General features: G+C 71.1%; 20 protein-coding genes. 9 read left to right on the forward strand and 11 right to left on the reverse strand.

The window, feature by feature from the left end; all coding sequences use genetic code 11:
* Window positions 1-189: 189 nt before the first annotated feature.
* Window positions 190-1,422, forward strand: a complete 1,233-nt coding sequence (locus IPI43_30935) for an aminotransferase class I/II-fold pyridoxal phosphate-dependent enzyme (protein MBK7778478.1) — start codon at window positions 190-192, stop codon at window positions 1,420-1,422.
* A gap of 61 nt (window positions 1,423-1,483) precedes the next feature.
* On the opposite strand, the gene IPI43_30940 is transcribed toward IPI43_30935, so the two are convergent.
* The 3 genes from IPI43_30940 to IPI43_30950 all read right to left on the reverse strand — a co-directional run bounded on the left by IPI43_30940 (window position 1,484) and on the right by IPI43_30950 (window position 9,474).
* Window positions 1,484-2,173 (reverse strand): DUF4334 domain-containing protein, encoded by a 690-nt coding sequence (locus IPI43_30940; GenBank protein ID MBK7778479.1) that lies wholly within the window; start codon window positions 2,171-2,173, stop codon window positions 1,484-1,486.
* A 108-nt stretch (window positions 2,174-2,281) separates the two neighbouring features.
* Window positions 2,282-5,341, reverse strand: a complete 3,060-nt coding sequence (locus IPI43_30945) for a BamA/TamA family outer membrane protein (protein MBK7778480.1) — start codon at window positions 5,339-5,341, stop codon at window positions 2,282-2,284.
* Entirely contained in the window at window positions 5,338-9,474 is a 4,137-nt protein-coding gene (locus IPI43_30950) for a translocation/assembly module TamB domain-containing protein (GenBank protein MBK7778481.1), read from the reverse strand. The genes IPI43_30945 and IPI43_30950 overlap by 4 nt, the downstream gene beginning before the upstream one ends.
* A 585-nt stretch (window positions 9,475-10,059) precedes the next feature.
* Here IPI43_30950 and IPI43_30955 point away from each other — a divergent pair.
* The 3 genes from IPI43_30955 to IPI43_30965 are packed head-to-tail and all read left to right on the forward strand — an operon-like array spanning window position 10,060 to window position 12,541.
* Window positions 10,060-11,367 carry a hypothetical protein gene (locus IPI43_30955; GenBank protein ID MBK7778482.1) on the forward strand — a complete coding sequence of 436 codons (1,308 nt, stop codon included), beginning with the start codon at window positions 10,060-10,062 and terminating at the stop codon, window positions 11,365-11,367.
* 49 nt (window positions 11,368-11,416) lie between these two features.
* The gene (locus tag IPI43_30960; GenBank protein MBK7778483.1) at window positions 11,417-11,917 is read left to right on the forward strand and encodes a hypothetical protein; all 501 of its coding nucleotides are present in this window, start codon (window positions 11,417-11,419) and stop codon (window positions 11,915-11,917) included.
* Between the two features lie 15 nt (window positions 11,918-11,932).
* Window positions 11,933-12,541 (forward strand): redoxin domain-containing protein, encoded by a 609-nt coding sequence (locus IPI43_30965; GenBank protein ID MBK7778484.1) that lies wholly within the window; start codon window positions 11,933-11,935, stop codon window positions 12,539-12,541.
* A 23-nt stretch (window positions 12,542-12,564) separates the two neighbouring features.
* Here IPI43_30965 and IPI43_30970 read toward each other — a convergent pair whose 3' ends face one another.
* Window positions 12,565-13,674: a hypothetical protein gene (locus IPI43_30970; protein MBK7778485.1), complete on the reverse strand. Its 1,110-nt coding sequence runs from the start codon at window positions 13,672-13,674 to the stop codon at window positions 12,565-12,567.
* 55 nt (window positions 13,675-13,729) lie between these two features.
* Between IPI43_30970 and IPI43_30975 the strand changes: the two genes are divergently transcribed.
* Complete coding sequence (locus IPI43_30975; GenBank protein ID MBK7778486.1) at window positions 13,730-14,659, forward strand: alpha/beta hydrolase; 930 nt, start codon at window positions 13,730-13,732, stop codon at window positions 14,657-14,659.
* Here IPI43_30975 and IPI43_30980 read toward each other — a convergent pair.
* Genes IPI43_30980 through IPI43_30995 form a run of 4 tightly spaced genes read right to left on the reverse strand, consistent with a single transcriptional unit; the run spans window position 14,638 to window position 17,700 of the window.
* The gene (locus IPI43_30980; GenBank protein MBK7778487.1) at window positions 14,638-15,282 is read right to left on the reverse strand and encodes a TetR/AcrR family transcriptional regulator; all 645 of its coding nucleotides are present in this window, start codon (window positions 15,280-15,282) and stop codon (window positions 14,638-14,640) included. The two genes, IPI43_30975 and IPI43_30980, sit on opposite strands and share 22 nt — an antisense overlap.
* Window positions 15,279-17,117, reverse strand: a complete 1,839-nt coding sequence (locus tag IPI43_30985; protein ID MBK7778488.1) for an amidohydrolase family protein — start codon at window positions 17,115-17,117, stop codon at window positions 15,279-15,281. Before IPI43_30985 ends, IPI43_30980 begins: the two co-directional genes overlap by 4 nt.
* 56 nt (window positions 17,118-17,173) lie before the next feature.
* Window positions 17,174-17,476, reverse strand: coding sequence for a type II toxin-antitoxin system RelE/ParE family toxin (locus IPI43_30990; GenBank protein MBK7778489.1), 303 nt, complete (start codon window positions 17,474-17,476; stop codon window positions 17,174-17,176).
* Window positions 17,473-17,700 carry an addiction module protein gene (locus IPI43_30995; GenBank protein ID MBK7778490.1) on the reverse strand — a complete coding sequence of 76 codons (228 nt, stop codon included), beginning with the start codon at window positions 17,698-17,700 and terminating at the stop codon, window positions 17,473-17,475. Before IPI43_30995 ends, IPI43_30990 begins: the two co-directional genes overlap by 4 nt.
* Before the next feature lie 153 nt (window positions 17,701-17,853).
* Here IPI43_30995 and IPI43_31000 point away from each other — a divergent pair, with 153 nt between their 5' ends.
* The gene (locus tag IPI43_31000) at window positions 17,854-18,306 is read left to right on the forward strand and encodes a hypothetical protein (GenBank protein ID MBK7778491.1); all 453 of its coding nucleotides are present in this window, start codon (window positions 17,854-17,856) and stop codon (window positions 18,304-18,306) included.
* A gap of 9 nt (window positions 18,307-18,315) precedes the next feature.
* Here IPI43_31000 and IPI43_31005 read toward each other — a convergent pair whose 3' ends face one another.
* The 3 genes from IPI43_31005 to IPI43_31015 are packed head-to-tail and all read right to left on the reverse strand — an operon-like array spanning window position 18,316 to window position 21,556.
* A complete protein-coding gene (locus IPI43_31005; protein ID MBK7778492.1) occupies window positions 18,316-19,071 on the reverse strand; it encodes an ABC transporter ATP-binding protein in 756 nt (251 codons plus the stop codon).
* Entirely contained in the window at window positions 19,064-20,290 is a 1,227-nt protein-coding gene (locus IPI43_31010; protein MBK7778493.1) for an ABC transporter permease, read from the reverse strand. Before IPI43_31010 ends, IPI43_31005 begins: the two co-directional genes overlap by 8 nt.
* The gene (locus IPI43_31015) at window positions 20,291-21,556 is read right to left on the reverse strand and encodes an efflux RND transporter periplasmic adaptor subunit (protein MBK7778494.1); all 1,266 of its coding nucleotides are present in this window, start codon (window positions 21,554-21,556) and stop codon (window positions 20,291-20,293) included. It abuts the gene before it with no gap.
* A 111-nt stretch (window positions 21,557-21,667) separates the two neighbouring features.
* On the opposite strand from IPI43_31015, the gene IPI43_31020 reads away from it, so the two are divergent.
* The 3 genes from IPI43_31020 (at window position 21,668) to IPI43_31030 (ending at window position 25,302) form a co-directional block, all read left to right on the forward strand.
* Window positions 21,668-22,240, forward strand: a complete 573-nt coding sequence (locus IPI43_31020; GenBank protein ID MBK7778495.1) for a hypothetical protein — start codon at window positions 21,668-21,670, stop codon at window positions 22,238-22,240.
* A gap of 861 nt (window positions 22,241-23,101) precedes the next feature.
* Entirely contained in the window at window positions 23,102-24,400 is a 1,299-nt protein-coding gene (locus tag IPI43_31025) for an FAD-binding oxidoreductase (protein ID MBK7778496.1), read from the forward strand.
* Window positions 24,400-25,302, forward strand: coding sequence for an FAD-binding oxidoreductase (locus IPI43_31030; GenBank protein MBK7778497.1), 903 nt, complete (start codon window positions 24,400-24,402; stop codon window positions 25,300-25,302). The genes IPI43_31025 and IPI43_31030 overlap by 1 nt, the downstream gene beginning before the upstream one ends.
* Window positions 25,303-25,304 lie beyond the last annotated feature (2 nt).

The following is a 25,304-nucleotide window of genomic DNA, read 5'->3' on the forward strand; positions in this document are numbered from 1 at the left end:
GCACCCCGGGTTGAAACCCGGGGTGCCAATGTGTCTTGAATCAAGAGCAAGCGTGGCTCTCCGAGAGTCGACCAAGCACCGACCGAGAGTCGACCGAGCATCGGCGAGAAGGCGACTTGCCCACCGTCCCAGGCGACCCGCAGCTCACTTGACGGCCCCGCCCCGGCCTCCAATGATCCGCCTCCCGCCATGAACGCCCCCGAGCTCAAAGCCTCCCGCCACCTGGCCGACGTCAAGTACGAGATCCGCGGAGCGCTGGCCCGGCGAGCTGACGAGCTCGAGCGCGACGGCTACGACATCGTGAAGCTGAACATCGGTAACCCGGGGGCCTTTGGCTTCCGCATGCCGGACACCATGCGCGTGGCCATGGTGCAGAACCTGCACCAGGCGGACCCGTACTCGCACCAGAAGGGCATCTTTCCGGCGCGCGAGGCGGTGGTGATGCAGCAGCAGGACCGCGGGGTGCCCGACGCGTCGGCCGACGACGTGTTCATCGGCAACGGCGTGTCCGAGCTGATCATGATGACCATGCGGGCGCTGCTCAACCCCGAGGACGAGGTGCTGGTCCCGAGCCCGGACTATCCGCTCTGGACCGCGTCCATCGTGATCCACGGCGCGAAGGCGGTGCACTACCCCTGCCGCCCCGAGAACGGCTTCGTGCCGGACCCGGCCGAGCTGGCGAAGTTGGTCACGCCGCGCACACGCGCCATCGTGGTGATCAACCCCAACAACCCCACCGGCGCGGTGTATCCCCGCAAGGTGCTCGAGGGCATCGCGGCCATCGCCGAGAAGCACCACCTGGTGCTCTTCGCGGACGAGATCTACGACACCATGCTCTACGACGGGGCGGAGTACGTGCCCGTCGCCACGCTCACGGACAAGACGCTGGTGGCCACCTTCGGGGGCCTCAGCAAGATCTACCGCGCGTGCGGTCTGCGGGTGGGCTGGGTGTCGTTCTCGGGCGAGAAGGGGCGCGCGCGCGAGTACCTGCGCGGCCTCGAGCTGCTGGCCAGCCTGCGCCTGTGCGCCAACGTGCCCGGGCAGTTCGCGGTGCAGACGGCGCTCGGCGGGCGGCAGTCCATCGAAGACCTGGTGCGTCCTGGCGGGCGCCTCTACGAGACGCGCCGCGCCATCATCGAGTCCGTGGCGAAGAGCCGCTTCATGGAGGTGGTGGCCCCCTCTGGCGCGCTCTACGCCTTCATCCGCGTGAAGAGCGAGGCGTTCGCTTCGGGCTTCGACGACGAGGCGTTCGCGCTCACACTGCTCGAGGAGAAGCACATCCTCATCGCGCCGGGCACGAGCTTCAACGTGCCCTACAAGAACCACTTCCGCGTCACGCTGCTGCCGCAGCCGGACCAGATGCGCGCGGTGATGGGGCAGATCGACGAGCTGCTCGGGGACCTGGCCGAGGCCAGCGCGTAGCCTGCGCGGCCCCGCAGCGCCAGCCCATGCGGGGCCGTGGCTCCTCCCGCGCCTCGACGCTCTAGGCGCCCGGCTCCGTGGGCACATCGGGTGCGAGCGTCAGGGTGAACCAGCCACCCGCGATGTGCTTGTGCGTCCAGACGCCGAGCAGCACGCGCTCGCCATCCGCGTCGGAGAGGAGCTTGAAGTAGTCCTTCCAGGGCTGGTGGTCGTAGTTCATCGTTGCGGTCGGGACGCCGCGCCAGCGGATGTCGGTCATGCCGACGTTCCCCCAAATGGGAACGGGCGCGTAGACGCTGTCGCGAAACCGGAACAGCAGCGGGTCTCCCTTGTGGATGTTCCTGTAGCGCTTGCCCCACTTGACCCCGAGGAGCTCGAGGGGTCGGATGATGAACCACTCCGCCAGGTCGAGGACCGAGGCGTTCGTCCGCAGGATGCGACCGTTCCAGGAGTGCCCCACCAGGTCTTCGGTGGCACTCACGGGGGGCAGGGAGTCGTAGAGACGCACGAGGTCACCTTCGTCGTAGGCGACGTCACGTCCGGCCAGGATGTCGCTCGCGATGGACTCGAGCGCTCTGCCCGTTCCAGGCACTGGCTTCGAGGCGAAGTCCGCCTCCCCCCACACGGACTTCTTGGGCTGCAGGTGGCAGGCCGCCCCAATCGCGTAATTCAGCGGGAACATCACAGATTGCATGAAATCATAGACGAAAGACGGGTAGTAGAGGACCGTCGGACGGTTCTTGGCGGGCATGGGTGGCCTCCTGTCGAGATGGGAATGATACGTCATTCCGCGACACACCCTGCCTGTTGACCCCCATCGCGTCAAGCCAGATGGCGCCGGTGGCGCGGCCTGCGCGGGTTAGAACAGCCCGATGCTGAAGTGGAACGACCCGATGCGCTCGCCGAGCTCGCGGCGGCGCGCGAGCAAGAAGCCGTAGTCGAAGGCCACCGGGCCCACGGGTGTGGCGAAGCGCAGACCGAGGCCGGCGGTGGGGCGCAGCTCGAGGGGGTTCAGGTTGCCGGCGCGGGCCCACAGGTTGCCGAAGTCGGTGAAGGCGCCGCCGTAGACCATGCCGCGGATGGGGAAGCGCAGCTCGGCGCGGGCCACCATGAACACGTCGCCGCCCTGGCTGATCTGCGAAGACGAGAGGCCCTCGTCGGCGAGGTCTTGTGGCACCAGCGAGTCCTGCAGGTAGCCGCGCACGGTGTCCACGCCGCCCAGGAAGAACTGCCGGTTGGGGTAGGTCTTCGAGCGGTCCTCGAGGTGGAACACGCGCCCCACGCGGCCCTGCAGCGCGAGCGTGAAGGGGCCGAGCGGCACATAGCCGCTGACCGTGAGCTCGGCGCGTACGTGGTGGCTGAAGAAGCGCTCGGCCATGCCGGCCACCTCCACCAACTCGGCCGCCAGGGTGCGCGCCCACTCGGCTTTGACCGAGGCGTAGAAGCCCTGCGTCGGCGTGAAGGGGTTGTCGCGCAGGTCGAGCGTGGCGCCCACCTCACCGCTCACCAGCGTGGAGCGCCCTTGGGGAACGCGCAGCAGCGCGCGCAGCCCGGGGGGCGCGTCCATCAGCAGCTGTTGGTAGGTCCGATCGTCCACCAGCAGGTCGACATCGTTGTTCTCGAGGCCACCCGAGATGGTCAGGAAGAACTGGCGCGCCGGCCGCACCGTGAACGTGAGGTCGATGTTGTTGGAGTCCAGGCCGAACGCGCGCTGGTTGTCGCGCAGGTGCGAGACGCTCAGCGACACGCGCGTGTTGGGCAGGCGCGGCAGGTAGGGCAGGAGCACGCCCAGCGTGATGCGCCGCTCCAAGCGGTCCGCCAGCGACAGCGCGCTGATGCGATCGGCCAGCACGTTGTCGAAGAACAAGAACTGGTTGGCCAGCTGTACGCGCAGGGTGAGCCCGATGCCCTTGCCGAACAGGTTGCGGTAGCCGTACTCGAAGCCACCGCGGATGCCCTCGGCGGTGGACACGCCGGCACGGAAGTCCAGCATCTGCGAGCGCCGCTCGCTCACCGAGATGAGCACCGGCTTCACGCGCGCCGGCAGGTCGGGCTCGGCCGGCCCCGCGGTCACGCTCGAGAAGATGCCCAGCTCCATCAGGCGGTCTTGGGTGCGCCGCACCTGGCTCGGACGGAAGCGCTCGCCGGAACGCAGCGCCACCAAGCCGCGGATCACGGCGTGCTCGGTGCGGTCGGCGCCCATGATGATGACCTCGCCCACGCTCACCGGGTAGACCTCGGTGATGGTCAGCGAGACCACCGCGCGCGTGCGGTCGCCGCTGAAGCGCACGCTCGGCTCCACCCGCGCGTAGAGGTAGCCCTCCTCCTGGTAGAGCAGCTCCACGCGCTGGCGCGCCTCGTCCAAGAGCGCGTGGCTGAAGGGCTGCCCGCGCTCGAAGGCCAGGGCGTCCAGCACCTCGCGGTCCGACAGGTCGTGGTTGCCCGTCAGCGTGAGCTCGTAGAGGTACGAGCGTGGCCCCTCCTCGATGGGGATGCGCACCTCCACGTGGTCGTCCGGGCCCTGGGCGAAGGTCTGGTGCGTGATCGGACCCACCACCACGCTCAGGAAGCCCTCGCGTTCGTAGAGGTGCTGGATGTGCTCGATGGCCTCGTCGTACGCCGGCTCGTAGAAGATCTCGGCGGGCATCATGGGGCGCGGCACGCTGCGCCGCTCACCCGCTCGCGACGTCCGGTCGCTGCTCACCAAGAGCTCCGCCGTGCGCGTGTCCACCGGGTCGGCCAGGCCGCCGAGGTCCACCGCGTCGATCACGAAACCGCTCAGCTGCTCCCGCAGATGGTCCTGGGTGAAGTGCTGCGCGCCCGGGAAGCGCACTTGCGTGACGCGCTGCGGGCGACCAGCGGTCACGTGCACCACCAGCCGGGCCTCACCCGCAAAGCGGCCCGGGACGCGCCGCACCTCCACCTCGGTGGCCGGGTAGCCGCGCCGCGCATAGAGGTCCTCCACGCGCTGCTCGAGCGCCTCGGCGGCCCCGCGCGAGAGCCGCTCGCTGGTGAGCTCGAGCGCGTCCGCCACGGTCTCGCGGCTGAGCGGATGCGGGTCGCGGATGAGCAGCTCGTAGCGCGGCCCGATCACGCTCTCGATCACCAGCACCACGTCCTGGTCTTCCCGCGTGACACGCGCGAGGCCGAGCTGTGCGCCGTACCAGCGCCGCTCGCGCAGCGTCTGCGTGGCTTCGCGCAGGGCCTCGTCCACCTCGCGCCGGTCGAAGATGTCGCCTTCGTCGAGGCCCAGCGCGCGCGCTATGCCGGCCTCCTCCGGCGGCTGCTCGCCCTCGAACACGATGCGCGCGATGCGCGTGGGCGTGCCCTCGTAGATGCGCACCACCAGCGCCTTGCGCGACGGGTCGTCGGTGTCGCGCAGCTCGAACCCGGCGCTCACGCGCTCGTAGCCTCGCTCGCGGTAGATGCGCCCGAGGCGCCCCCGCAAGAGCGCGAGGCCCGCGTCGGTCTGCGTGAGCGCGCGGTCCATCTCTTCGCCCTCGTGCAGGTCGAGCGCGCGCAGGATCTCGGTGTCGTCCAGCACGTCGTTGCCGGTCACGGTGACGCGCGCCAACAGGAAGCGGGCCGCCAGCTCCACGTAGAGCACCACGCCGCCCTGCTCGACGGCCACGTCCAGCTGCACGTCGGCCCACCGTCCGGTGGCCAAGAGCCGCTCCACCGTGGCTCTCAGGTAGGCGCGCTCCAGCGTGGCTCCCGGCTCGAGCCCCAGCTCGGCCGGCAGCACCAGCCCGGCGGCCTCGCCACGCACCTCGATGCGCACGATGCGCCGCCCCAGCAGCTCTTGCGGCACCCACGCGCTGACCGGCGACGCGAGCCCCAGCCCGAGCCCGGCCGCGAGCGCGAAGCCCAGCAGCCCACGCCAAAGCGAGACCGCCCGTGCTGGGTGCGCGCGCGTCACTCGAACTCGATGCGCCAGTGGAAGTCGACGCCCACGTTGCCGAACGACTGGGTCTCGCGGTTCACGTTGTCGTAGCCGGCCTGGATGCTGGTCTGGTCACCGAGCTGCCACTCCACGCCGGCGCGGATCTCGCGGGTGTCGCCCGTGAGGCTCGTCGACGCGGTGAGCCGTACTCGCTCGGCGATGCGCTTTCCGATGGTCACTTGCGGCTCCGGCCGGTTGGTGCGCGTACTGTACATGGTGGTGATCGCGAAGTCGTCAATCACCTGCAGGGCCTCGCTGACCTCGTCGTTCACGCCCGACAGGCTGGACACGGCCTCGAGCGCCGCGCCCCCGAGATCGGCCGCCTGGAGCGACTGCGCCTGCGCCGTGGTCAGCCCGATGGTGAGCAGCAGCAGGATGTCCTGCTCGCTGGCCGACGGGTCCGAGCGCGCCTCGAGCCGGAAGGCGTCCATGTTGCCGTAGGCGTGCAGCGAGATGCGCCAGTCGTTGCGGTCGAGGTCGCGCGTGCGGATGTCGGTCTCGGCCGTCACGTCGAAGGACGGGTTGATGCGCGTGGCGTCGTCGAAGCGGATGTCGCCGTTGCGCATCTCCAGCACGGCGTTGCGGAAGCGCACGCTGCCCCGCTGCACGGCCAGCTGTCCCAGCACGCCGAGGCGCTGGTCGGTGCCCACGATCTGGAAGGGGCGGTCGTGGTCGGCGATGGCGATGTCCACCGTGAGGAGGTTGTTGCGCACGCGGATGGGGCGGCCCGTGATGGTCAGCTCCACGTCCAGGTTGTCGTTGGCCGGGTCGTACTCGCCCAGGCCCTCGAGCTCGGGGCGGTTGAGCTCGCCCAGCGTGGGCGAGAGGCTGGTGGTGCGCGAGTAGACCAGGCGCTCCAGCTGGACCTGCCCGCGGAGCATGGGCAGCCGCATGCTGGGCTCCCAGTACAGGCGGGCCTGTGCGTCGAAGCCGAGGTCCACGCCGGCCATGGGTCGCAGCGCCGCGTCGCGCACGCCCACGTCGAAGGTGTAGTCGCGCAGGCCGCCGTCGGCGATGGTGGCGACGCCGGCCACGTCCACCCAGCCGCTGCCGAGGCGCGCGTGGATGTCCTCGAAGATGAGCCGGTGCGAGCTGAAGGTGACGTGCCCGTTGAGCTCCTCGAGGGGCACCGGGAAGCCCGCGAAGCGGAACGCGCCGTCGACCACGCGCGCCTCACCGAAGACCGACGGGTCGGAGGCGTCGCCCGAGATGCGCACGCCCAGCTCGAGGCGCCCGCGCGCGTCGGTCACGGTGGGGCTGGTGGTGGCCAAGAGCCCGAGGTCCACCACGCCGTCCACGCGCGTGCGGAGGCCCGTGCGCAGCGAGGCTCGCCCGCTGACGCTGAGCTGCGTGCCGGGGCCCACCAGGGCCATGCGCTGCACGCGCCCTTCGCCGCGCACGAAGCGCACGTCGATGGGGCCGTCGTTGCGGATGGGGATGCCCGCCACCTCCACCTCGAGCGTGTCCAGGTGCAGGTCGCCGCCGTAGGTGTCGTTGCTGAGCGCGCCGTCGTCGAAGCGCATCTCGCCGTTCAGCACGCCGGTCGCCTCGGCGCCGGGCAGCGCGCCGGCCAGCAGCGGCGCGAGGTCCATGCGGTTGAAGCGCACGCGGCCACGCATGGGCAGGTCCGACGTCCAGCCGAGCGCCATGTCCACCAGCACCTGTCCCTCGAGCGCCTCGCCACACAGCAAGAACGCCATGGGACGGTCGAGGCTCTGCACCGGGCCGCTGGGTGTCTGCAGCGGTGGGTCGGCTGGCCAGCGCCCGTGCGCCAGGCCCGCGCGCGCGTTGTAGCAGGGCTCGTCCTCGGGCAGCGCGGCCGGGTCCCAGCTGGCGGCCTCGGCCACCCACGGGTCCGTGCGGTCGGTCAGGCGCACGTAGAGGCGGCCGTCGCCCAGCGGCTCACCCGCCCACGCCAGCTGGTGCATGCCCAGGTCCGCGTGCAGGTGCGGCACGCTGCTGGTGCCGTCGATCTGCCCCAGCAGCGACCACGTGCCGCCCAGCTCCGGCATCTCCTCGAAGCCCTCGGTGGCGGAGAAGGGAATGTTGTCGGCCGAGACGCTGAGCTGCAGCACGCCGCCGAGGCCCATGGTGCCCGCGATGGCCACCGTGCCGCCGGCCTTGTGCAGCGCCAGGTGGGTGACGTCCAGCTCGGCGCCATCCACGCCGCGCGCGTAGTCGATCCAGCGCCACTCGGCCTCGAGCGCCCCCGCGTCGAAGGCGAAGCCCGCAAAGTGCGCGCTGGAAAAGCCGATGTCCACCGTGGCGCGCAGCGTGCCGGCCGGCAGGTCGTCCGGGAAGCCCGTGCTGTAGCGCACGCGCGTGGTGCCGTGGGCCACGCCCTGGAACGGCGTGAAGCGCTCATCCGTCTCGAGCCGGAACACGTGATAGAGGTCGGCCAGCACCATGCGCTGCGCGTGCACCAGCGCGGTGACCTCGAAGCGGTTGTCGCGGAAGTCCACCAGCAGGTCTTCCACCGTGTAGCGGCTCTCGTTCTTCACGGCCGTGATCAGCGGGAAGCGCACCGACATGCTCTCGTTCTCGAGCACGAAGTCCGACTCGATGTTGCCCGCGCGGAACGTGTCGAACTCGAACCCGTTCATCTGCACGTGGCCTTCCACGGCGGGCGACCCATAGGGGCCGCGCACGCTCGCGCGCCAGCTGCCGCGCCCACCCAAGTGCAGCGTGGTGAGCGGCGTCACGTCGGCCAGGTCCATCTGCGTGCTGTGGCCCGTGACCTCGATGTAATCCTCGAAGCCCAGCAGCAGGTCCACGTGCGCGGTGGAGTTGGGCATGGTCACGTCCAGATCGCGAAACCCGAGGCCCTCGGGCGTGACCGTCACGCGCCCCTCCACGCGCCCGCGCGGGATGCCCATGATGCGGGTGGCCGGGCGCTGATGCCACGCGTCGGCGGTGACCAGGAAGTCTTGCGTGCGCAGCCGCACGGGACCGCCCAGGTCGAGCGGACTCAGCGTGCCGGCGAGGTCGATGCGGCCGGCCAGCGTCCACTGCGCGATGGCGTCGGGCGTGACGTCCAGCTGCTTCAAGAGCTTGGCCAGCTGGAGCGCGTCGATGTCGAGCGTGGCGGTGAGCGGCAGGTCGGCCGTGAAGCCCACCTCGGCGTGGCCCGTCACCACGCCGCCGCCCTCGATGACCTGGAAGCGCATCTCGGTGACACGTGCGCGCGTGGCGTCGAAGTCGAAGTCCAGCTCCACGGTCTCGCCCAGGCCGTAGATGTCGATGGCGCCGTCACGCAGGCGCACTTGTCCGTGGCCCTCGGGGCTGCCGTCACGCATGCCGATGGTGGCGTCCACCTCGGCCATGCCGCGCAAGGGTGGCAGCTCGAGCCCCAGCGGGAGGTCCGCGAGGTGCGCGAGGTCGGCGCGCACCTGCACGTTGCCTTGGAAGCGCGACTCGAAGGGCAGCGGGATGTGCGCGTCGCTGGCCCCCACCGAGAAGTGCTCGCTTCCGATGGCCAGCTCCGAGATGTCCACGCCGGTGTCCGGGTCGAGGCTGACCGCGGCGCGCAGCGACTGGATGTCCAGGCGCTGGTCGCCGTGACGCACGTGGCCCTCACCCCCCGTGACGCGCAGGTGCAGGATGGTGCCGCCTTCGACGCGCAGGTCCACCTCGAGGCCAGCCAGCTGCAGCGCGCCGTCGGGGCTGGCGTCCACGTGCACCGTGGCGTCGGTCAGCGTCAGGCGCGAGAACGGCAGGCGCGTGGGGCTGTTGGGGTCCGGCTCCGCGCGCGGCCGCGGCAGGTTGCGCACCTCGCCCTCGCGCACGATCAGGTTGACCACGGCGCCGTCGATCAGGATCTCGTCGAGGTCCAGCTCACCCCGCAGCAGCGCGCCCACGCTGGGCGAGATGACCAGCCGGCGGGCCTTCACCAGCCGGCCATAGACGGGGTCCACCAGGGCGATCTCGCTGGCCACCACCTCGATACGCGGCGGCAGGAGGCCGAGATCCACACGCAGCTCACCGAAGCTGGCGTCGAGGCCCAGCTCGTCGCGGATGACGGTGACGGTCAGCTCGCGGATGCGCGCGCGCCCCCAGCTGGTCTGCGTGAGCCCGATGGCCAGCGAAAGCGTGGCCAGGATCGCGAGCACGACGTTTCGTGCCCAGCGCAACCAGCCGGCTTTGCGTGGGGGTTCATCGGACACGGCAGCTCTCGGGATCCATAGCACGCGACCCCTTCGGACCGCCTGCTTTCAGCGGGCCGTGTGGGGCCTGGTAGGTGTACGCGCAGGGCTCGGGAATCTGCTCTCCGTCGGTCCGCCTGTTCGAACGCGGGCGTGGTGGCGAGGAGGGCGACGGGCACCCTGCTCTGCGGGGGCGGGCGCGCTGGCGCGCCCTCTGGTTGACCTCCCCCATTTCGGCGCGTCCGGAGGACGCTTGAAATAGGGCCCCCCCAAGCCCCGCTGCCGCAGGGCGCCCGTCGCCCTCCATGGTGGCGTCTCGGGTGCGCGGGGTGGTCCCGCCGGAGAGCCGATGAACGGGGGTGCGCGTGAGCTTGCGGGGCGCGACTGGGCTCGTGGGGTCGCGGGGCGGTCCTCATGCGCGTGTGGGGGGCGCGCCGAGTCGGACGTGGGCTCGGATGAGCGCGGATGGGTCGGGAGTGACGCGCGCACGCTCTCGGCCGGCGTTCTGCGGGTGACGGAGGGGGCGTGTTACGTTCTGTGGATGGAGGTCCGATGCTGACTCGCCGGATGCTGGGTGCGCTGTGCTGGGCCGTTGCCGTTGGAGGATGCGGGACTCCCGAGCTGCCTCCCGTGGTGGCTTCGGCGCCGGGGATCACCATTCGGTCCAGCGTCCCGATGGATGAGTGCACGGCCTCGCTCTCGATTGGCTACTACCGCACGTTGAGCGATCTGTTGGGGGTCGATCAGGCGATCGAGGTCGTGAGGGTGGACGACCTCGATGCGTGGTGCCGGGACGGCGTCGATGGCTGCGAGTATGGGAGCAGGGCCTACACGGTGCTCGACTTTCATCCGCACGAGATCACCCATGCCGTGTTCGCGAGCGCGGGGCGCTCCCTGCCGTTCCTCGAGGAGGGGGTCGCGGAGCTCGGCGAGTGCGCGCTGGGGATGCCGGCGTACGTGACGCCGACGAGCCTGCCGCTGACCGAGTCACTCGTGTTCCGGGACTCGTTCTCCGGGGTGGTGGGGGACGAGCGGACGACCGCGACGCAGTTCGTGTCCTACGCTGTTTCGGAGCTCGGCTGGCGGGGCTTCTTGGCGCTGTACGACAGCGTGTCTCTCCAGCAGGGCGACGATCAGAACGCCCAGCGGATCGCGGCGGCGATGGGGAGACCTTGGAGTCAGGTGCTCTCGGACTTCGAAGCAGTGGGGCGGCTGAGTATGAGCGAGGTGTGCGCGGCACACGCGCAGAGTCTCGGCGTCGGCATGCTCGCTGACGGGGAAGTTCGATGCCTGCCGCTGTTCACGGGCGACATCGTCTTCGGGGTACGTGGGGCGAGTGAGAGCGCGTCGCCACGCTTGGTTCGTGCCGAGATGTCGAGCCCCGCCCGGCTGTACACGCGGTTCGTCCAGATGGCAGCGCCCTTTGATCAGACCATCTGGGACTTGGGAGTGGGGGGGCGAACGCTGGCCTTGGCCACGCTCGGCGCGGGTGCGATCGAGAGCGAGATCTGGACCGAGACCGAAGCGTCGGGTGAGGGCGTGTGGGTGTCGGTGGAGGCGGTGCCCACTTGCCCGAGCGCAGCAGAAGACCTCGCGGACTTCGATCGCATCGGGCTGGCGGTCATCGGCGACGTAGATGCCGCGTCCGTCGTGGTGCACAGCGCGGCGGGTGCCCGCTTGGTGCCGTCGGGTGGGGAGAACGCCGAACTCGCGATCTGCACCGATTGCGACTTCTCAGAGGGCTGCCTCTCAGCGGTGGGTGGCTACCAGCTCGTGGCGGGGGTGACGTACCACGTGGAGCTGCGCCGCGCGGAGCCCATGCTCCCGTCTGCGACCACGACCTTGGGCGTGCTTCGCTAGGTTTCGCCCCGCGGCGGCGTTCGTGGCGTGGGCGCGCTAGGGTTTGGGGATGGACCTCGACAATCTGCTCACGGGTGATGCTCCTCAAGGTAGGACGCGGGAGACGGACATTCGCAGGGATGCGGGGCGGCGGTGGTGGAAGGGGGAGGAGCGGATCGATCATCCGAACTTGGTGCGGAGCTTCGATGGGTGGATCGACCGGGCGGAGGATGGTCGGTTTTGTCTGCGCAACGACATCAACTGGGCGTACATCGGGCTCGAGGGGCCGGCGTATTTCGTGGAGAGTGTGCGGGTGCATGCGGCGGGGGTGACGCTGATGTTGAGTGGGGCGCGGGAGGAGGAGCTGGTGGCGGGGACGCTGCGGCAGGACGAGCACGGGGCGCTTTGGTGTGACGTGCGGGAGGGGCGCTGTCCGGCGCGGTTCGAGAACCACGCGTCGAGCGCGCTGGCGGCGCTGTTGGACGAGGACGAGGCGGGCGTGCTGCTGCGGGTGGGGGGGCGGGTGTGCCGGCCGCCGCTGGTCGCGGATGGCGCCGCGCCGCTTCCGTGATAGTGGACTGCCGCTATGAAGAGGCGTGAGCAGCTCGCAGCGTTGATGGCGTTCTTGGTCGGTGCGCCGCTGGTGGCGGTGTTCGCCAGCGCGTTCATGGATGGCGAGACCCGGCGTGGCGAGACGGTGTTCCGCTCCGTGCTGGGCAACGACCGCTTCGAGGCGCTGATGGCCGGCGAGGGTGGCTTCCCCCACTACCTGGGCAGCAACCGCCTCGCGCCGGACTTCGAGCTCACCGACCGGCACGGGCAGCCGTGGCGGCTCGCGGACCACCGCGGCAAGGTGGTGGTGCTGAACTTCTGGAGCATCACCTGCCCGCCGTGCCTCGAAGAGCTGCCCAGCCTCGAGCACCTGGGGCACCTGGCGCAGCAGTGGGGTGATGTGGAGGTCGTGGCGGTCAGCGCCGATGAAGGCTGGTCGGCCGTCACCAGCGTGGTGCCCGAGGACACGCGCCTCACGCACGTCTTCGACCCCACGCGCGAGGTCATCTCCGGGCAGTTCGGCACGCGCCTGTTCCCGGAGACGTGGATCATCGACCGCGAGGGCCGCGTGCGCTTCCGCTACGACGGGGCGCTCGACTGGGGCAACCCCATCGTGGTGGAGCTGGTCGAAGCGTACCGCTGAGCGGGCTCGGGCCCGGAGGGCCCTCAGGGAGCGGGCGCGACCGCCGGGCCCACCGCGGGCTGGGGGTGGTAGGTCGAGCCGTCGTCCAGCGCCGTGTAGCTGTCGCGGCGCGCGGCGTGCTGCTCGAAGATGGTGCTGCACGCCTCGATGAAGCGGCGGGACTCCTCGTCGGCGGGGGACCAACGCAGCACCGCGTCCGTGCTCTCGACCGTGAACGCCAGCGCCTGGGCGGCTTCGCCGATGGCGGCGGCCTCGCGCATCAGCTCGGGGACGAGCTGCACTCGCGTGCTCTCGGACAGGTCACGAACCTCGGCCGCGGCGGCTTCCGTGATGGTGTGCACGCGGCCCACAATTTCGAGCCCCGCGCTGCCCTGCGTGACGCTCAGCGCGGCCCAGCGAAGGTCGCCGTGGATGGCGCGCATCTCGCGCTCGCGCTGCAGCTCGCGGCGGAGCTCACCCTGCGGCACGCCCAGCATGGCGAAGTACGAGTGGTAGGCGCCCACGGAGTGGACCGCGTTCAGCAGCGGCTGCGTCTGCGGCGCGGGGTCTTCGAGTCCGTCGATGCGATCCAGCACCGCCTCCACGGAGTCGCGCTCGGCGAGGATCAGGTAGCGACCGCTTGCCACCACGCCCACGTTCTCGCCACGCCGATGGATGACGTGCTGGCGACGCGTCCCCTGAATTTCGGCGCGCACCACCCCGAGGTCGCGGTCCGTGAAGCTCCCTTGGGCCACCATCACGAAGCCGCCGCTGCCGCTGACACCGATGGCCACCACCTGCGTGCGGGCCACGGCCTCGAGCACCTCCTCGACATGCTCACGCGGGAACTCGGCGCGCATGAAGAAGCCGAACGCGCGCTCCACCAAGGGGCCAAACGTGCTCTGACGAATGGCGGCCAGGTCGGCGCGCATCAGGAACACGACGTCTCCACCGACGAGGGTCAGCGGGTCGCCGGCCAACCCTGCCGGGCCGCTCTCGCCGCTACCGCGACAGCCCGTGCTGGGCGTGACGCTCACCGCGTCGGCGGGGGTGGGACACGTGCCGGCGCAGGCAGGCGTCACGAGGGCGACGGCGAGCGCGAGCACGAGGCTCGGGGCGAGGCGGCCGAGAGGGCGTGGGGTGAGCGCTGGCATCCCTCCGGTATACCGCAAGCGCGCCTCCGGGTGTTCGGCGTGGTACAGAGGCGCCATGGCCCTCTCGCTCCAACACCGCATCTTGCTGGCCGGGCTCCGGACCGTGTTCTTGCCTCTCGCCGACCGCCTGCACTCGGTGGCCTCCCAGAGGAAGATGGTCGACCGCATCGCGCGTGTCGTCCGCATGCCCAGGGGCTTTGCGCTCAGCGAAGCCACCTTGGGTGGCCGCCCGGCGCGGCACATCAAGCCCGAGGTGGGCCACGCCGACGGACACGTGCTGTACCTGCACGGCGGCGCCTATGTGGCGGGAGGGCTCACCAGCCACACACCCATCGCCGCGCTGGTGGCGCAGGCCGCAGGCACCGAGGCGTGGCTGCTGGATTACCGCTTGGCGCCCGAGCACCCCTACCCGGCCGCGCGCGAAGACGCTCTCACGGCCTACAAGGAAATGCTGGACTGGGGCATCGAGCCCTCGCAGATCATCATTGCGGGGGACTCGGCGGGCGGCGGGCTCACGCTGTCCACGGCGCTCGGCATCCGCGACGCGGGCTGGCCCATGCCGGCCGCGCTGGTGCTGCTGTCGCCCTGGACGGACATGTCGCTGTCGTCGCCCAGCTTTCAGCACAACAAGAAGCGCGAGGCCATGCTGACCAAGGGCTTCCTGTCGCGCGCGGCGGGGCACTACTGCAACGAGACCAACCGCGGGCGGCCCGTGCGGCGGCAGGACTCGGGGGTCTCGCCCATCTTCGCGGACCTGGCGGGCCTGCCACCCATCCTGGCGCACGTGGGCGGCGACGAGATCCTGCTGGACGACGCTCGCCTCGTGGTGGAGCGCGCCGACGCGGCCGGCGGTGAGGCCACGCTGCACGTGTTCGACGAGCTGTGGCACGTCTTTCAAGCCAGCTCCGGAATGATCCCCGAGGCCGACGAGTCGCTGCGCGAGATTGGCGCCTTCTGCCGCGCTCAGCTGGCGCGGCGGTCGTAGAGCTCGCGCAGCACGCGTGTGGCCCACGTGATGCGGGCCGCCTCGATCTCGGGGTTGGGCTTCACCGTGACGGTGAGCGCCTCGGAGTCGAACATGTGCATGATGGACAGCACGATGGTGACGGTCTCGAGCGTCTGCTCGCGCGTGCCCGGGAGCCCCAGCTCCACCATGCGGATGATGGCGGCCTCGAAGCGCCCCACGGCGGCACCCACGGCCTCGGCCAAGTCGGGGTGGATGCGCGCGGCGGCCACCACCTCGCGCCATGCGGCGTGCGTGGCGGAGCGGCTCACGTCGCGCAGCACGCGCACGAAGTCGTCCAGGCGGTCCAGGGTCCACGCGGCCTCGGTGATGCCGGCGGCGCGGATGAAGGACTCGATGTTGCGCGTGCCGATGGCGTCCACCACGTGCACCAAGAGCTCGAGGCGCGTCTCGAAGTGGCGGAAGAGCGCGCCCTGCGACACGCCCGCGCGGTCGCAGATGGCCTTCACCGAAGCGCCCGCGTACCCGGACTCGGCCAGCACCGCGATGCTGGCGTCCACCAGGCGCTCGATGGTGGCGGCGCGGCGCTCGGCCTGGGTGCGCCGGCTCTGGGCGGGCTCTTCTTGCGGGGTGGCGCCGCTCATGACGCGGCGCGCGCCTCGGCCGGCGTGGTGACCAGCTCGCCGCTCTCGCGCGCGTTCATGCCCTCGGTGCCGTGCTCGCGCGCGCTCACCCGCTCGCCGCGGCGCAGGAAGCGGCCGAAGCCGCGCGCCGTGCCGAAGCCCTCGGTGAAGCCCGCCGCCGTGTAAGCCAGTTGGCCGCCGATGACGGTGGCGCTGACCGCCTCGTCGTTGCGGCGCACCATGCGCTGCACGCCCCCGAACACCTCGATGGGCGCCTCGTGGTATGCCGCCACGTCGTCATTGAGGCCGGCCGGGTTCACCACCACCACGTCGGCGCGGTCACCCACGCGCAGGTGTCCGGCGTCCACGCCCAGCCAGTCGGCGATCTCGCCGGTCACGCGATGCACCGCGCGCTCGAGGCTCATGATGGGCTTCCCCGCCTCGGCCGCGCGCTTCACGCTGCGCAGGAAGTAGAGCGGGAAGTTGTAGAACGCCATGTTGCGGATGTGCGCGCCCGAGTCGGCGAAGCCCACTTGCACGGTGGGGTGCGCCACGATCTGGTCGAGCGTCTCGTCGCGGTGGTTGGCGATGGTGGTGCGCCAGCGCAGCGCCGTGCCGTGCGCCATGACGAGGTCCAAGAACGTGTCCACCGGGTGCTCGCCGCGCTCGTCGGCCACCTCGCCGAAGCTGCGGCCCGCCAGGCTCGCGTCCGGCGCCGACACGATGTGCGCGTCGTGCAGGTCGCGGTGCCACACGCGCGGACCGAAGCGCTTGTCGTACTCCTTGCGGAAGCGGCGCCGGTAGGCCGGGTCGGCGAAGAGCTGGTTGCGCTGCACCTGCTCGGTGAGGTGCAGGGCCTCTTCGCCCGCGCCGAATTCCTCGAACACCACCAGGTCGATGCCGTCGGCGTAGACCTCGAAGGGCATGGGCACGCTCTGCCAGCGCACGTCGGCGTTCAGGAAGCGGTTGAACGCGCTGGTGCCCGCCATGACGGCCGACGCCAGCATGGGGTTCGACTTGGTGTCGGCCACGGTGATGAGCGTGGTCTTGAGCGGCGCGCGCGCCCCGAAGCCAGCGCTGTCCCAGAGATAGAGCAGCGCGTTGTACTTGGTGGTGATGTTGGGCGCGGACTGCAAGATGGCGCCACGCTCACGCAGGATGCGGTGGAAGCGGCGGTACTCGGCCCACGACGCGAAGGTGGACGGCAGCGGACGCGAGCGCACCCGGTCGCCGCCGATCTTGTCCCACGGGTTGGTCATGCACGAGAGCCCCAGGAAGCCCCGGTCGATGGCGTCGTTGAGCGCGGCCTCCATGCGCGCCTGCTCGTCCTTGGTGGGCTTGCGCTTGCTGTCCGTGGCGGCCTCGAGCCCCATCACGGACACGCGCAGGTCCGAGTGCCCGATGAACGACATGACGTTGGGACCGAGCGGCAGCGCGTCCACATGCTGCTGGTAGCCCTTCGCGTCGCTCCAGGTCTTGTGCGTCTCGAGTGCATCCAGCACGTACTCGCGTGGCAGCGCCTCCACGCGCGAGAAGATGTCCGCGCAGTCTTCGGGGGTGGCGTAGATGGTGCTCAGCGAGCACGAGCCGATGCACACCGTGGTCACGCCGTGGCGCACCGACTCGGGCAGGCCCGGCGCCAGCAGCAGCTCGGCGTCGTAGTGCGTGTGCGCGTCCAGGAAGCCGGGCATCACCCACTGGCCTGTGGCGTCCACGACGTGGTCGGCGAGCGCCGGGTCGATGGTGGCCTCGATGGCGGCGATCTGACCATTGCGGATGCCCACGTCGGCGATCTTCCCGGGGGCGCCCGTGCCGTCGAAGACCGTGCCGGACTGGATGAGGATGTCGTAGCGCATGGAAGATAGATAGCGTTCACTCTCTATCTTTGTCAAGCACGTCTCCGCAAGGCCCACTACGACGGCCGACGGGCCATCCAATAACCAGGACGCCGCTTGGCGTGAGCGACCGCCCAGACGACCACCCGATCGACCTCGATCTCGAAGAAAACCACGTAGGGGAAGCGCTGGAGCAGCGCCCGTCGCCAAGGCTGTTTCCACACGGAGTACAGCTCTGGGTTGTCTCCGATATCGAGGAGCACACGACCGACGGCGGCGACGTACTCCAGGCCGAGTCCAGGACGTTGCTCCTCGTACCAGAGCGCCGCTTCCTCGACCTCGATGTCCGCGTCGTCGTGGATGACGACGGGCAGACTCACGTCTTGCTCAGCCTCAACAAGATGCGCGTCCGCACTTCGCTCCACGGCTTGGTGTTCTCGGCGCCACCAGTCCGGCGACGGTCGAGTTCCTCCAGCCAAGCCCGCTCCCACTCGGGGTCGCTGTGTCCTTCCACGCTGTTGATCAACTCGGTAGCGAGCGCGAGCCGGTCCTCCTCGGGAAGGTCGAGGGCACGGGCGACGAGGTCACGGGCGGTCCGGCTCATGCCTTCATCCTAACTGGTAGACGGCTTCGAGTCAGCAGTAGCTCCCCTTCGAACACGCGGGTTGAACCGTGACCTCCCCTCGGTCGAGTCATGGAACCGCACGACCGCAGGGTTGAGTGCGCGTTGCCTCCGCCGTTCGTCTACCCTGCTCCCATGCGCACCGGCTTTCGGATCCTGCTGTGTTCCACGTTGCTCGGGTGCGGTGCCGGGGCGTCGCCCTCTGCCGAGGCCGCGCCAGCTGCCGAAGGTGCGGAGCAGGCCGTTCCCCCGGAGGCCGACGAGACGCTCGCTGCTACGGAGGCGCCGCCCGAGCCTGAGCCTGCGCAGGGAACCAGCACGCCAACCCCGGCGCCTCGGCGGCTGGTGGCCATCCGCGGCCGAGCGCGCGTGGAGCTCGAAGAAGGCGGCGGCATCCTGGTCGACTCGAACGCGCCGCCGCCTCCGCCGGGTTCGACCCCGCCGCGTCACCCCACGCTGCACGGCAGCTGTGGTGGCGACCCGCTGGCCTGCTCGGAGGCGGGCACCGTGGTGCGCCGTGCGACGACGCTCGACGAGGTGCGCGCGGGGCTCGAGCCCCTGGGCTTCACGGTGACCATCGCTCCCTGAGCGCCGCGGCTACGTCGCCCGCAGCTGCTCGCTCGCGTACGCGAGGAACGCGTCACCCGCCGCGCCGTCGTAGCTCACGCGGCCGTCCACCAGCTGCACCACGCGGTCGCAGCGCGCGGCCAGCGCCAGGTCGTGGGTGACGATGATGAACGCCGTCTTCGCCTCGGCGTGGTGCTGGCGCATGACCTCGAACACGCGCGCCGCGTTCACCGTGTCGAGGTTGCCAGTGGGCTCGTCGGCCAGCACCACGGCGGGCTTCTGCGCGAGCGCGCGCGCCAGGGCCACGCGCTGCTGCTGGCCGCCGCTCAGCTCACCGGCGGGCGCGTCGATCTTGTCGCCGAGGTCCACCTGGCGCAGCAACACCTCGGCGCGCGCGCGCATGCTGGCCTTCATGCGTCCCTGCACGGCAGCCATGGGCAGCGCCACGTTCTCCCAGGCGCGCAGCGTGGGCAGCAGGTGGTGGAACTGGAACACGAAGCCCAGCGCCGAGCCGCGCAGCGCCGTGCGGCGGCCGTCGTCGAGGGCGGTGGTGGGCACGCCCTGCACCCACAGCTCACCGGCGGTGGGCACGTCCAGCAGCCCGAGGATGTTGAGCAGCGTGCTCTTCCCCGAGCCACTCGGGCCCACCAGCGCCACGAACTCACCGGCCGCTACGCTCAAGTCGATGCCGTGCAGCACGCGCACGCTGGGATCGGTGCCGAACTCCTTGATGAGCCCCGTGCAGCGCAGCACGGGCGGCGTGTCTGTCGGCACGGGCTCAGCCATGGCGAATGGCCACCGCGGGGTCGAGGCGCGCGGCGCGCAAGGCGGGCATGGCCGCGGCCAGCACGCCGGTCAGGATGGCCAGCCCGGCGGCGCCGCCGAACACCCACAGCTCATAGCGGATACGGAACGTGGGGCCGGCCGGAACGCGGCTCATGGCCTCTTGGAACGCGGCCAACAGCAGCACTCCCAGGCCCGAGCCGAGCAGCGCGCCCAGCACGCCGAGCAGCGCGCCCTGCAGCAGGAAGATGCGCAGAATGGCGGAGCGCGAGGTGCCGATGGCCCGCAGGATGCCGATCTGCCCCTGCTTCTGCACCACCGACACCACCAGCACCGACGCGATGCCCATGGCCACGGCGATGAGCACGAACACGCGAATGAGCGTGGTGCTCATGGACTGCGAGCGCAGCGCCGACAGCAGCTGCGCGTTCTTGGCCATCCAGCTCTCGGCGGTGAGCCCCGTGCGGCGGTGCAGGCGCGTGGCCACCTCCTCGGCCGCGAACACGTCGTCCACCTTCACGTCCAGGTGCGTGACGCCACCGGGGATCAGGAAGAGCGTCTGTGCGCTGCGCAGGGCCACCAAGATCCACTGCGAGTCCGAGGCGGGCCCGCCCAGGCTGAACATGCCGCGCACGATGAAGCGCGCCTCGCTGCCGTCGCCCGCCGTCACGCGCACGGTGTCGCCCAGGCTCACGCCCAGCTCGGCCGCCAGGTCGTCTCCCAAGATGGCGTCCTGCCCGCCCACGCGGTACTCGCCCGCCACCATGTTCTCGGCGATGGGCACCACGCGCGCGTACTCCTCGGGGCGCACGCCCTGCACCAGCACCGTGGCTGTCACGCTGCCGCGCCGCGCCAGCGCAGGGCCCGCCGCGCGCGGTGACACCACGGTCACGCCGCGCAGCTCACGGGCCCGCTCGGCCGTGGCCGGCCACTCGTCGATGGAGCGCAGCCGCTGGCTGGGCCGCTGGATGTCACGCCCCAGGAACACCCCTGCCGCAGGGTCACCGTGCTGCAGGGGGCGGGCCACCTCTTCGGGCGGCTCGAGCGTCACGTGGGCCAGGCTGCCCAGCGTCTTGTCGATCAGGTCTTCCTGCAGGCCGGCGATGAGCGCCGTGATGAACACCTGCACGGCCACGCCCACCGCTACGCCCACCACGATGAGCGCGGTCTGCGAACGCCCGTCGCGAAAGAAGCGCAGCGCCAGGAACCAGGTAAACGGCACTCAGCGCGCTCCCGACGCGGCGGCGTCTTCGGCGTCGGTCACCTTCACGCGGGTGCCGTCTTCGAGGGCAGGCAGGGCCACGCCCGTGGCCGCCAGCACCACGCGGTCACCGGGCTCGAGGCCGCGGGTCACCTCGTAGAGCTCACCGGCGCGCAGCCCCACGGTGATGGCCCTGCGGGTCACGCGCCCGTCGGCCACCACCAGCACGCTGGGGGCCGCGCCGCTCGCGTCCTCGATGGCCTCGGCGGGGCAGATGACCACGTCGGGCAGGCGCGCGAGCTCGATCTCCACCGAGGCGGTCATGCCCGGCAGCAAGAACTCGGGCACTGGCGCGCTGATGCTCAGCTCCACCTTCACGGTGCCGCGCGCGGCGTCCACCGCGGGCGCGATGCGCAGCACGGTGGCGGGGAAGGTCAGCTCGGGCCGCGCCTCCACCGAAGCGAGGGCCGGCTGCCCCACGCGGATGAACGCCAGGTGGCTCTCGTCGGGGTGCACCTCGAGGCGCGGCGCGCCGTCGGCCACGAACTCGAAGAGCGACTGTCCGGCCTGCACCACCTCGCCCTGCTCCACGGTGCGGCGCAGCACGCTGCCGGCCGCGGGCGCGCGCAGCGTGGTCTGCTCGAGGCGCCGCTCGGCGCTGCGCAGGGCGGCCTGGGTGCGCCGCAGGGCTGCCACCGTGAGGCGCACGTCCCCGCCACCCGCGCTGGCGCTCTCGGCCTCGGCCTCGGCCAGCCGCAGCTGCGCGGCCGACGTGTCGCGCGCGCGCCGGGCGTCATCCAGCTGCTCCGACGGAAGCACGCCGCGGGTCACCAGCCCCTCGGTGCGCGCGAAGCGCAGCTCGGCCTGCTCGGCGTCAGCCTGGGCGCGCGCCTCCGTGGCCAGCGCCACGCGCACGCCGGTGTTGCGCAACCGCGAGAGGCGCACTTGGGCCTCCGCCACGGCCGCCTGCGCCTCGTCCATGGCGGCGCGTGCGTTCGCGTCGTCCAGCTGCAGCAGCACCTCGCCTTCCGCCACGTGCTGCCCTTCCTCCACGCTCACGCTCACCACGCGCCCGCCCACCTCGGGCCCCAGCGTGGTGCGCCGCGGCGCCTCCACCTGACCCGACGTGACCACGGTGCGCACCAGCGTGCCGCGCTGCACCTCGGCGGTCTCCACGGGCGTGGCGCGCCCGAACTTCCACCACGCGAAGACGCCGCCACCGGACAAGAGCACGACCAAGGTGATCACCAGCGCGGGCGAGAGCCGGCGCGCAGAAGGGGGAGGCATGCCTGCACCGTACCCCCGCTGGCGCGCGAGACAACGCGCGAGGTCTCGACAGCGTACGGCGATCATGATCTACGCTCTGTGTGGAGCCGTTCATCGATGTACTCTTCTGAAGTGACCACCCATGCCTCCCGCAGCCATCTCGCCGCGGCCCTCGCGCTCACCTGCCTGAGCGCCCTCACGGCGCAGCCCGCGCGGGCCGACCGCGTCATCGGGCCCGGACAAGAGGACCATGTCCTCTCTCTGTTCGCGCCTGCGGGCCTCGGGGACGAAGTGGTGACGGGCTATCGCCTGATGGACGTCTCGATTCGCTCGCGCGAGATCCTCCTGCGCCTCGATCCCACGAGCGTGCCCGGTGCCGCCCCGCGTCCGCTGCAGGTGCGGCTCGTAGCCCTCGATGAACCCCTCGACGGGGCCGTCGCCTTCGCCGACTCGGAGAGCTTCGCCCTGGTGACCGACGCGCAGCCCAGCGATTCGGAGCGCGCCGCGCTCGAGCAGCTGGTCACGCGCGTGCGCGAGAACGACGATGGGAGCTTCTGGGTCGAGGTCGCCACGGAGAACGGTGCGTCCGAGGGCATGGGCAGCGCAGCCCTGCCGTACCTCGCGGCGCTCGCGGCCGTCGTGGCCGTGGTGGTGGTCACGGTCGTCGTGCGCCGCAAGCGCAAGCGCTCCAGCGCCGTCGAGTGAGACCATGGCGGACGCGCAGGCCGCGGCGTGACGCTGCGACCCACGTGCTAGGCCTGCGCGCAAAGGAGAGCTGCATGCGCGGATTTGCACTGGGTCCGGATGGCCGGATTGCTCGTGCGTTCGTCGCGTCGTCTGTTCTGGCAGCCCAACCCGTTCTCCAAGCGACCCAGAACGCCAGTCTGATGAATGCGTTCGAGTTCCCCCTCTGCGAGTACGTCCAGTAGAGCGGCCCACGTTAGCGCCACGTCGCCTGACTTCCTGTGCCATCCGCGTCCCAGGAGCAGGAGCACTCTGGCGAGCCCAGCTGAGCCCATCAGGGGCCCCCTTCAGATCCCAGGCGCGTTCCCCCGCCGCGTCCCCCGCGTGCTCTCTCGAGACGCCACCGTGGAGGGGGACGGGCGCCCTGGGCAGCGGGGCTTGGGGGGGCCCTATTTCAAGCGTCCGCAGGACGCGCCGAAATGGGGGAGGTCAACCAGAGGGAGCGCCTGCGCGACCGCCCCCGCAGACCAGGGTGCCCGTCGCACTCCCATCGATCACGCCCCCAGAGACGCCCGCCACCCGCGTGTGGTAAGCAACTCCTGTGATCCCCGCCCCGCCCGGTACCGACTCGATTCGGAACGACCTCGCCCGCCTCGTCGCCGGCGGCAAAGCGTCTAGCTCGGACCCCGACCGCGTGGCCTACGCCCGCGACCTCTGGCCGCGCCACCAGATCGCCACCCGCGCCGGCAACCCTGCCGTGGCGCCCCCGCGGTCATTGTCTGGCCCAGCAACACCGAAGAGCTCTCGTCCGTCATCGCCTACGCAGCGGCCCGCAGCATCCCGGTGGTCCCCTATGGCGCCGGCAGCGGTGTATGCGGCGGCGTGCTGCCCACCACCGACACCGTGCTCATCGACATGAAGATGATGCGCTCCCTAAAGACCATCGACCGCGCGCGCCTCACCTGCGACGCGGACGCGGGCATGATCGGCCAGCACCTCGAGGACGACCTCGGCGCGGCCGGCTTCACACTCGGGCACTTCCCCAGCAGCATCTACTGCTCCACGCTGGGCGGCTGGGTGGCGGGACGCTCCGCCGGGCAGTGCTCGGGGCGCTACGGCAAGATCGAGGACATGGTGCTGGGCCTCACCGTGGTGGACGGCACCGGCCGCGTGCTGCGCGCCGAGCGCGGCGGCGACAACAGCGCGCTCCTGCCGCTGTTCATCGGCAGCGAGGGCATCCTGGGCGTGGTCACCGAGGCGCGTCTGCGCATCGCCCCGGCGCCTCCCTGCCGGCGCTTCGCGAGCTACCTCTTCCCCAGCACCGAGACCGGCCTCGATGCCATCCGGCGCATCTACCAGGCGGGCCTGCGACCGGCCGTGGCGCGCTTGTACGACCCGTTCGACTCCATGATTGCCCGGCGCGGTGGCCTGCGCACCGAGCACGAAGCCGAGCCCAAGCCCAAGCGCACGGAGGCCAAGCCGGGCCTCGGCCTGCGCGCGCTGGTGCAGGCGCTGCGGGCGCCCGGCATGCTGAACGAGCTCATCGACCGCGTGCCCGACAAGACCATGGGCGGCGCCAAGCTCATCTTGGTGTGGGAGGCCGACCCGCTCATCGCCGACGCGGAGCTGCGCGAGGCGCGCGCCATCTGCAGCCGGTACGACGCGCAGGACACGGGCGAGGGGCCCGCCAAGCACTGGCTCGGGCACCGCCACAGCGTGAGCTACCGCCAGTCGCCCCTGTTCACGGCCGGCGCCTTCATTGACACCATGGAGGTGGCCGCCACCTGGTCGCGCTTGCTGCCCATGTACCACGCGGTGCGCTCCGCCCTCTCACCGCACGTGTTCGTCATGGCGCACTTCAGCCACGCGTACCCGGATGGCGCCTCCATCTACTTCACCTTCGCTGGCGCGGCGCGTGACGACCACGCCTGCGAGCTGGCCTACGACCGCGCTTGGAAGGCTGCGCTGAAGGCGGTGGTCGCGGCGGGCGGCACGCTCAGCCACCACCACGGCGTGGGCCGCAGCAAGGCGCCCGCCATGCGCAGCGAGCAGGGCAACGCCATCGACGTGGTGCGCGAGCTCAAGCGCGTGATGGACCCGAAGGGCATCTTCAACCGCGGGGCGTTGATCCCCGACCTGGACGAGCACACCCCGCTCGGTCCCGTGGCGGAGGCCGAGTGATGAGCACCGACCTGCGAGCCGACTTCCTGCGCGCCGTGCGGCGTGACCTCCCGGGCGCGCTGCAAGAAGCCGATGGCGGCGCCGTGATCCTGCCGGGCAGCCGCGACCAAGTGGCCCTCGCTCTCCAGCTGGCGCACCAGTACCGCCAGCCGCTGCGCACGCCCGGGCAGCCGGCGCGCGCGGGGGCCATCGTGGTGGACCTGCTGCGCATGATGGACGTCATCAAGTTCGACGAGCCCAGCCGCATCGCGCACGTGCAGGCCGGCATGCGCGTGCACGCGCTCGAAGACGAGCTGCGGCGGCGCGGGCTCTCGCTGGGCGCGCACTCGTCGGCGCGCGACTACGGCGTGGGCGAGTGGCTGGCCATCGGTGCCCCGGGCGCGCGCGACAACGCGGACGACCCGGTGGACCAGATCGTGGCGGGCCTCGAGGTGGTGCTGCCCGACGGCCGCGAGGTACAGATTCGCCCGGCGCCGCGGCGCGCGGTGGGTCCCGACCTGGTGGCGGCCTTCATCGGTGCGCGCGGGCGGTTGGGCGTCATCGTGGGCGCCCACGTGGTGGCGCGGCTGCGCGTGGAGAGCACCGCGGTGGGCTACCTGTTCCCCACGCGGCAGGGCGCCGAGCAGGCGCTGGCGTGGATCCGCGGCAAGGGCGTGCGGCCCATCCGGGCCTACGTGCAAGACGTGGCCGAGGGCTCGGCGCTGCGCCTCAAGCTGGCCACCGGTGATGGCGTGGCGGCCGCCTGCCGCGAGGTGGCGCGCGTCACGGCCCAAGAGCTGGGCGGCGTGCTGATCGACGAGAAGATGGAGCTGCCCAAGGCGCGTGCTCCGCTGGGCGTGCCCCCGTCGGCCATCGTCGCCGAGCTGGCGGCGCGCCTCGACCCGCGCGGGGTCCTGGGCTGACC

The sequence above is a fragment of the Sandaracinaceae bacterium genome, from assembly GCA_016706685.1.
Classification (GTDB): Bacteria; Myxococcota_A; Polyangia; order Polyangiales; family Houyiibacteriaceae; genus JADJJE01.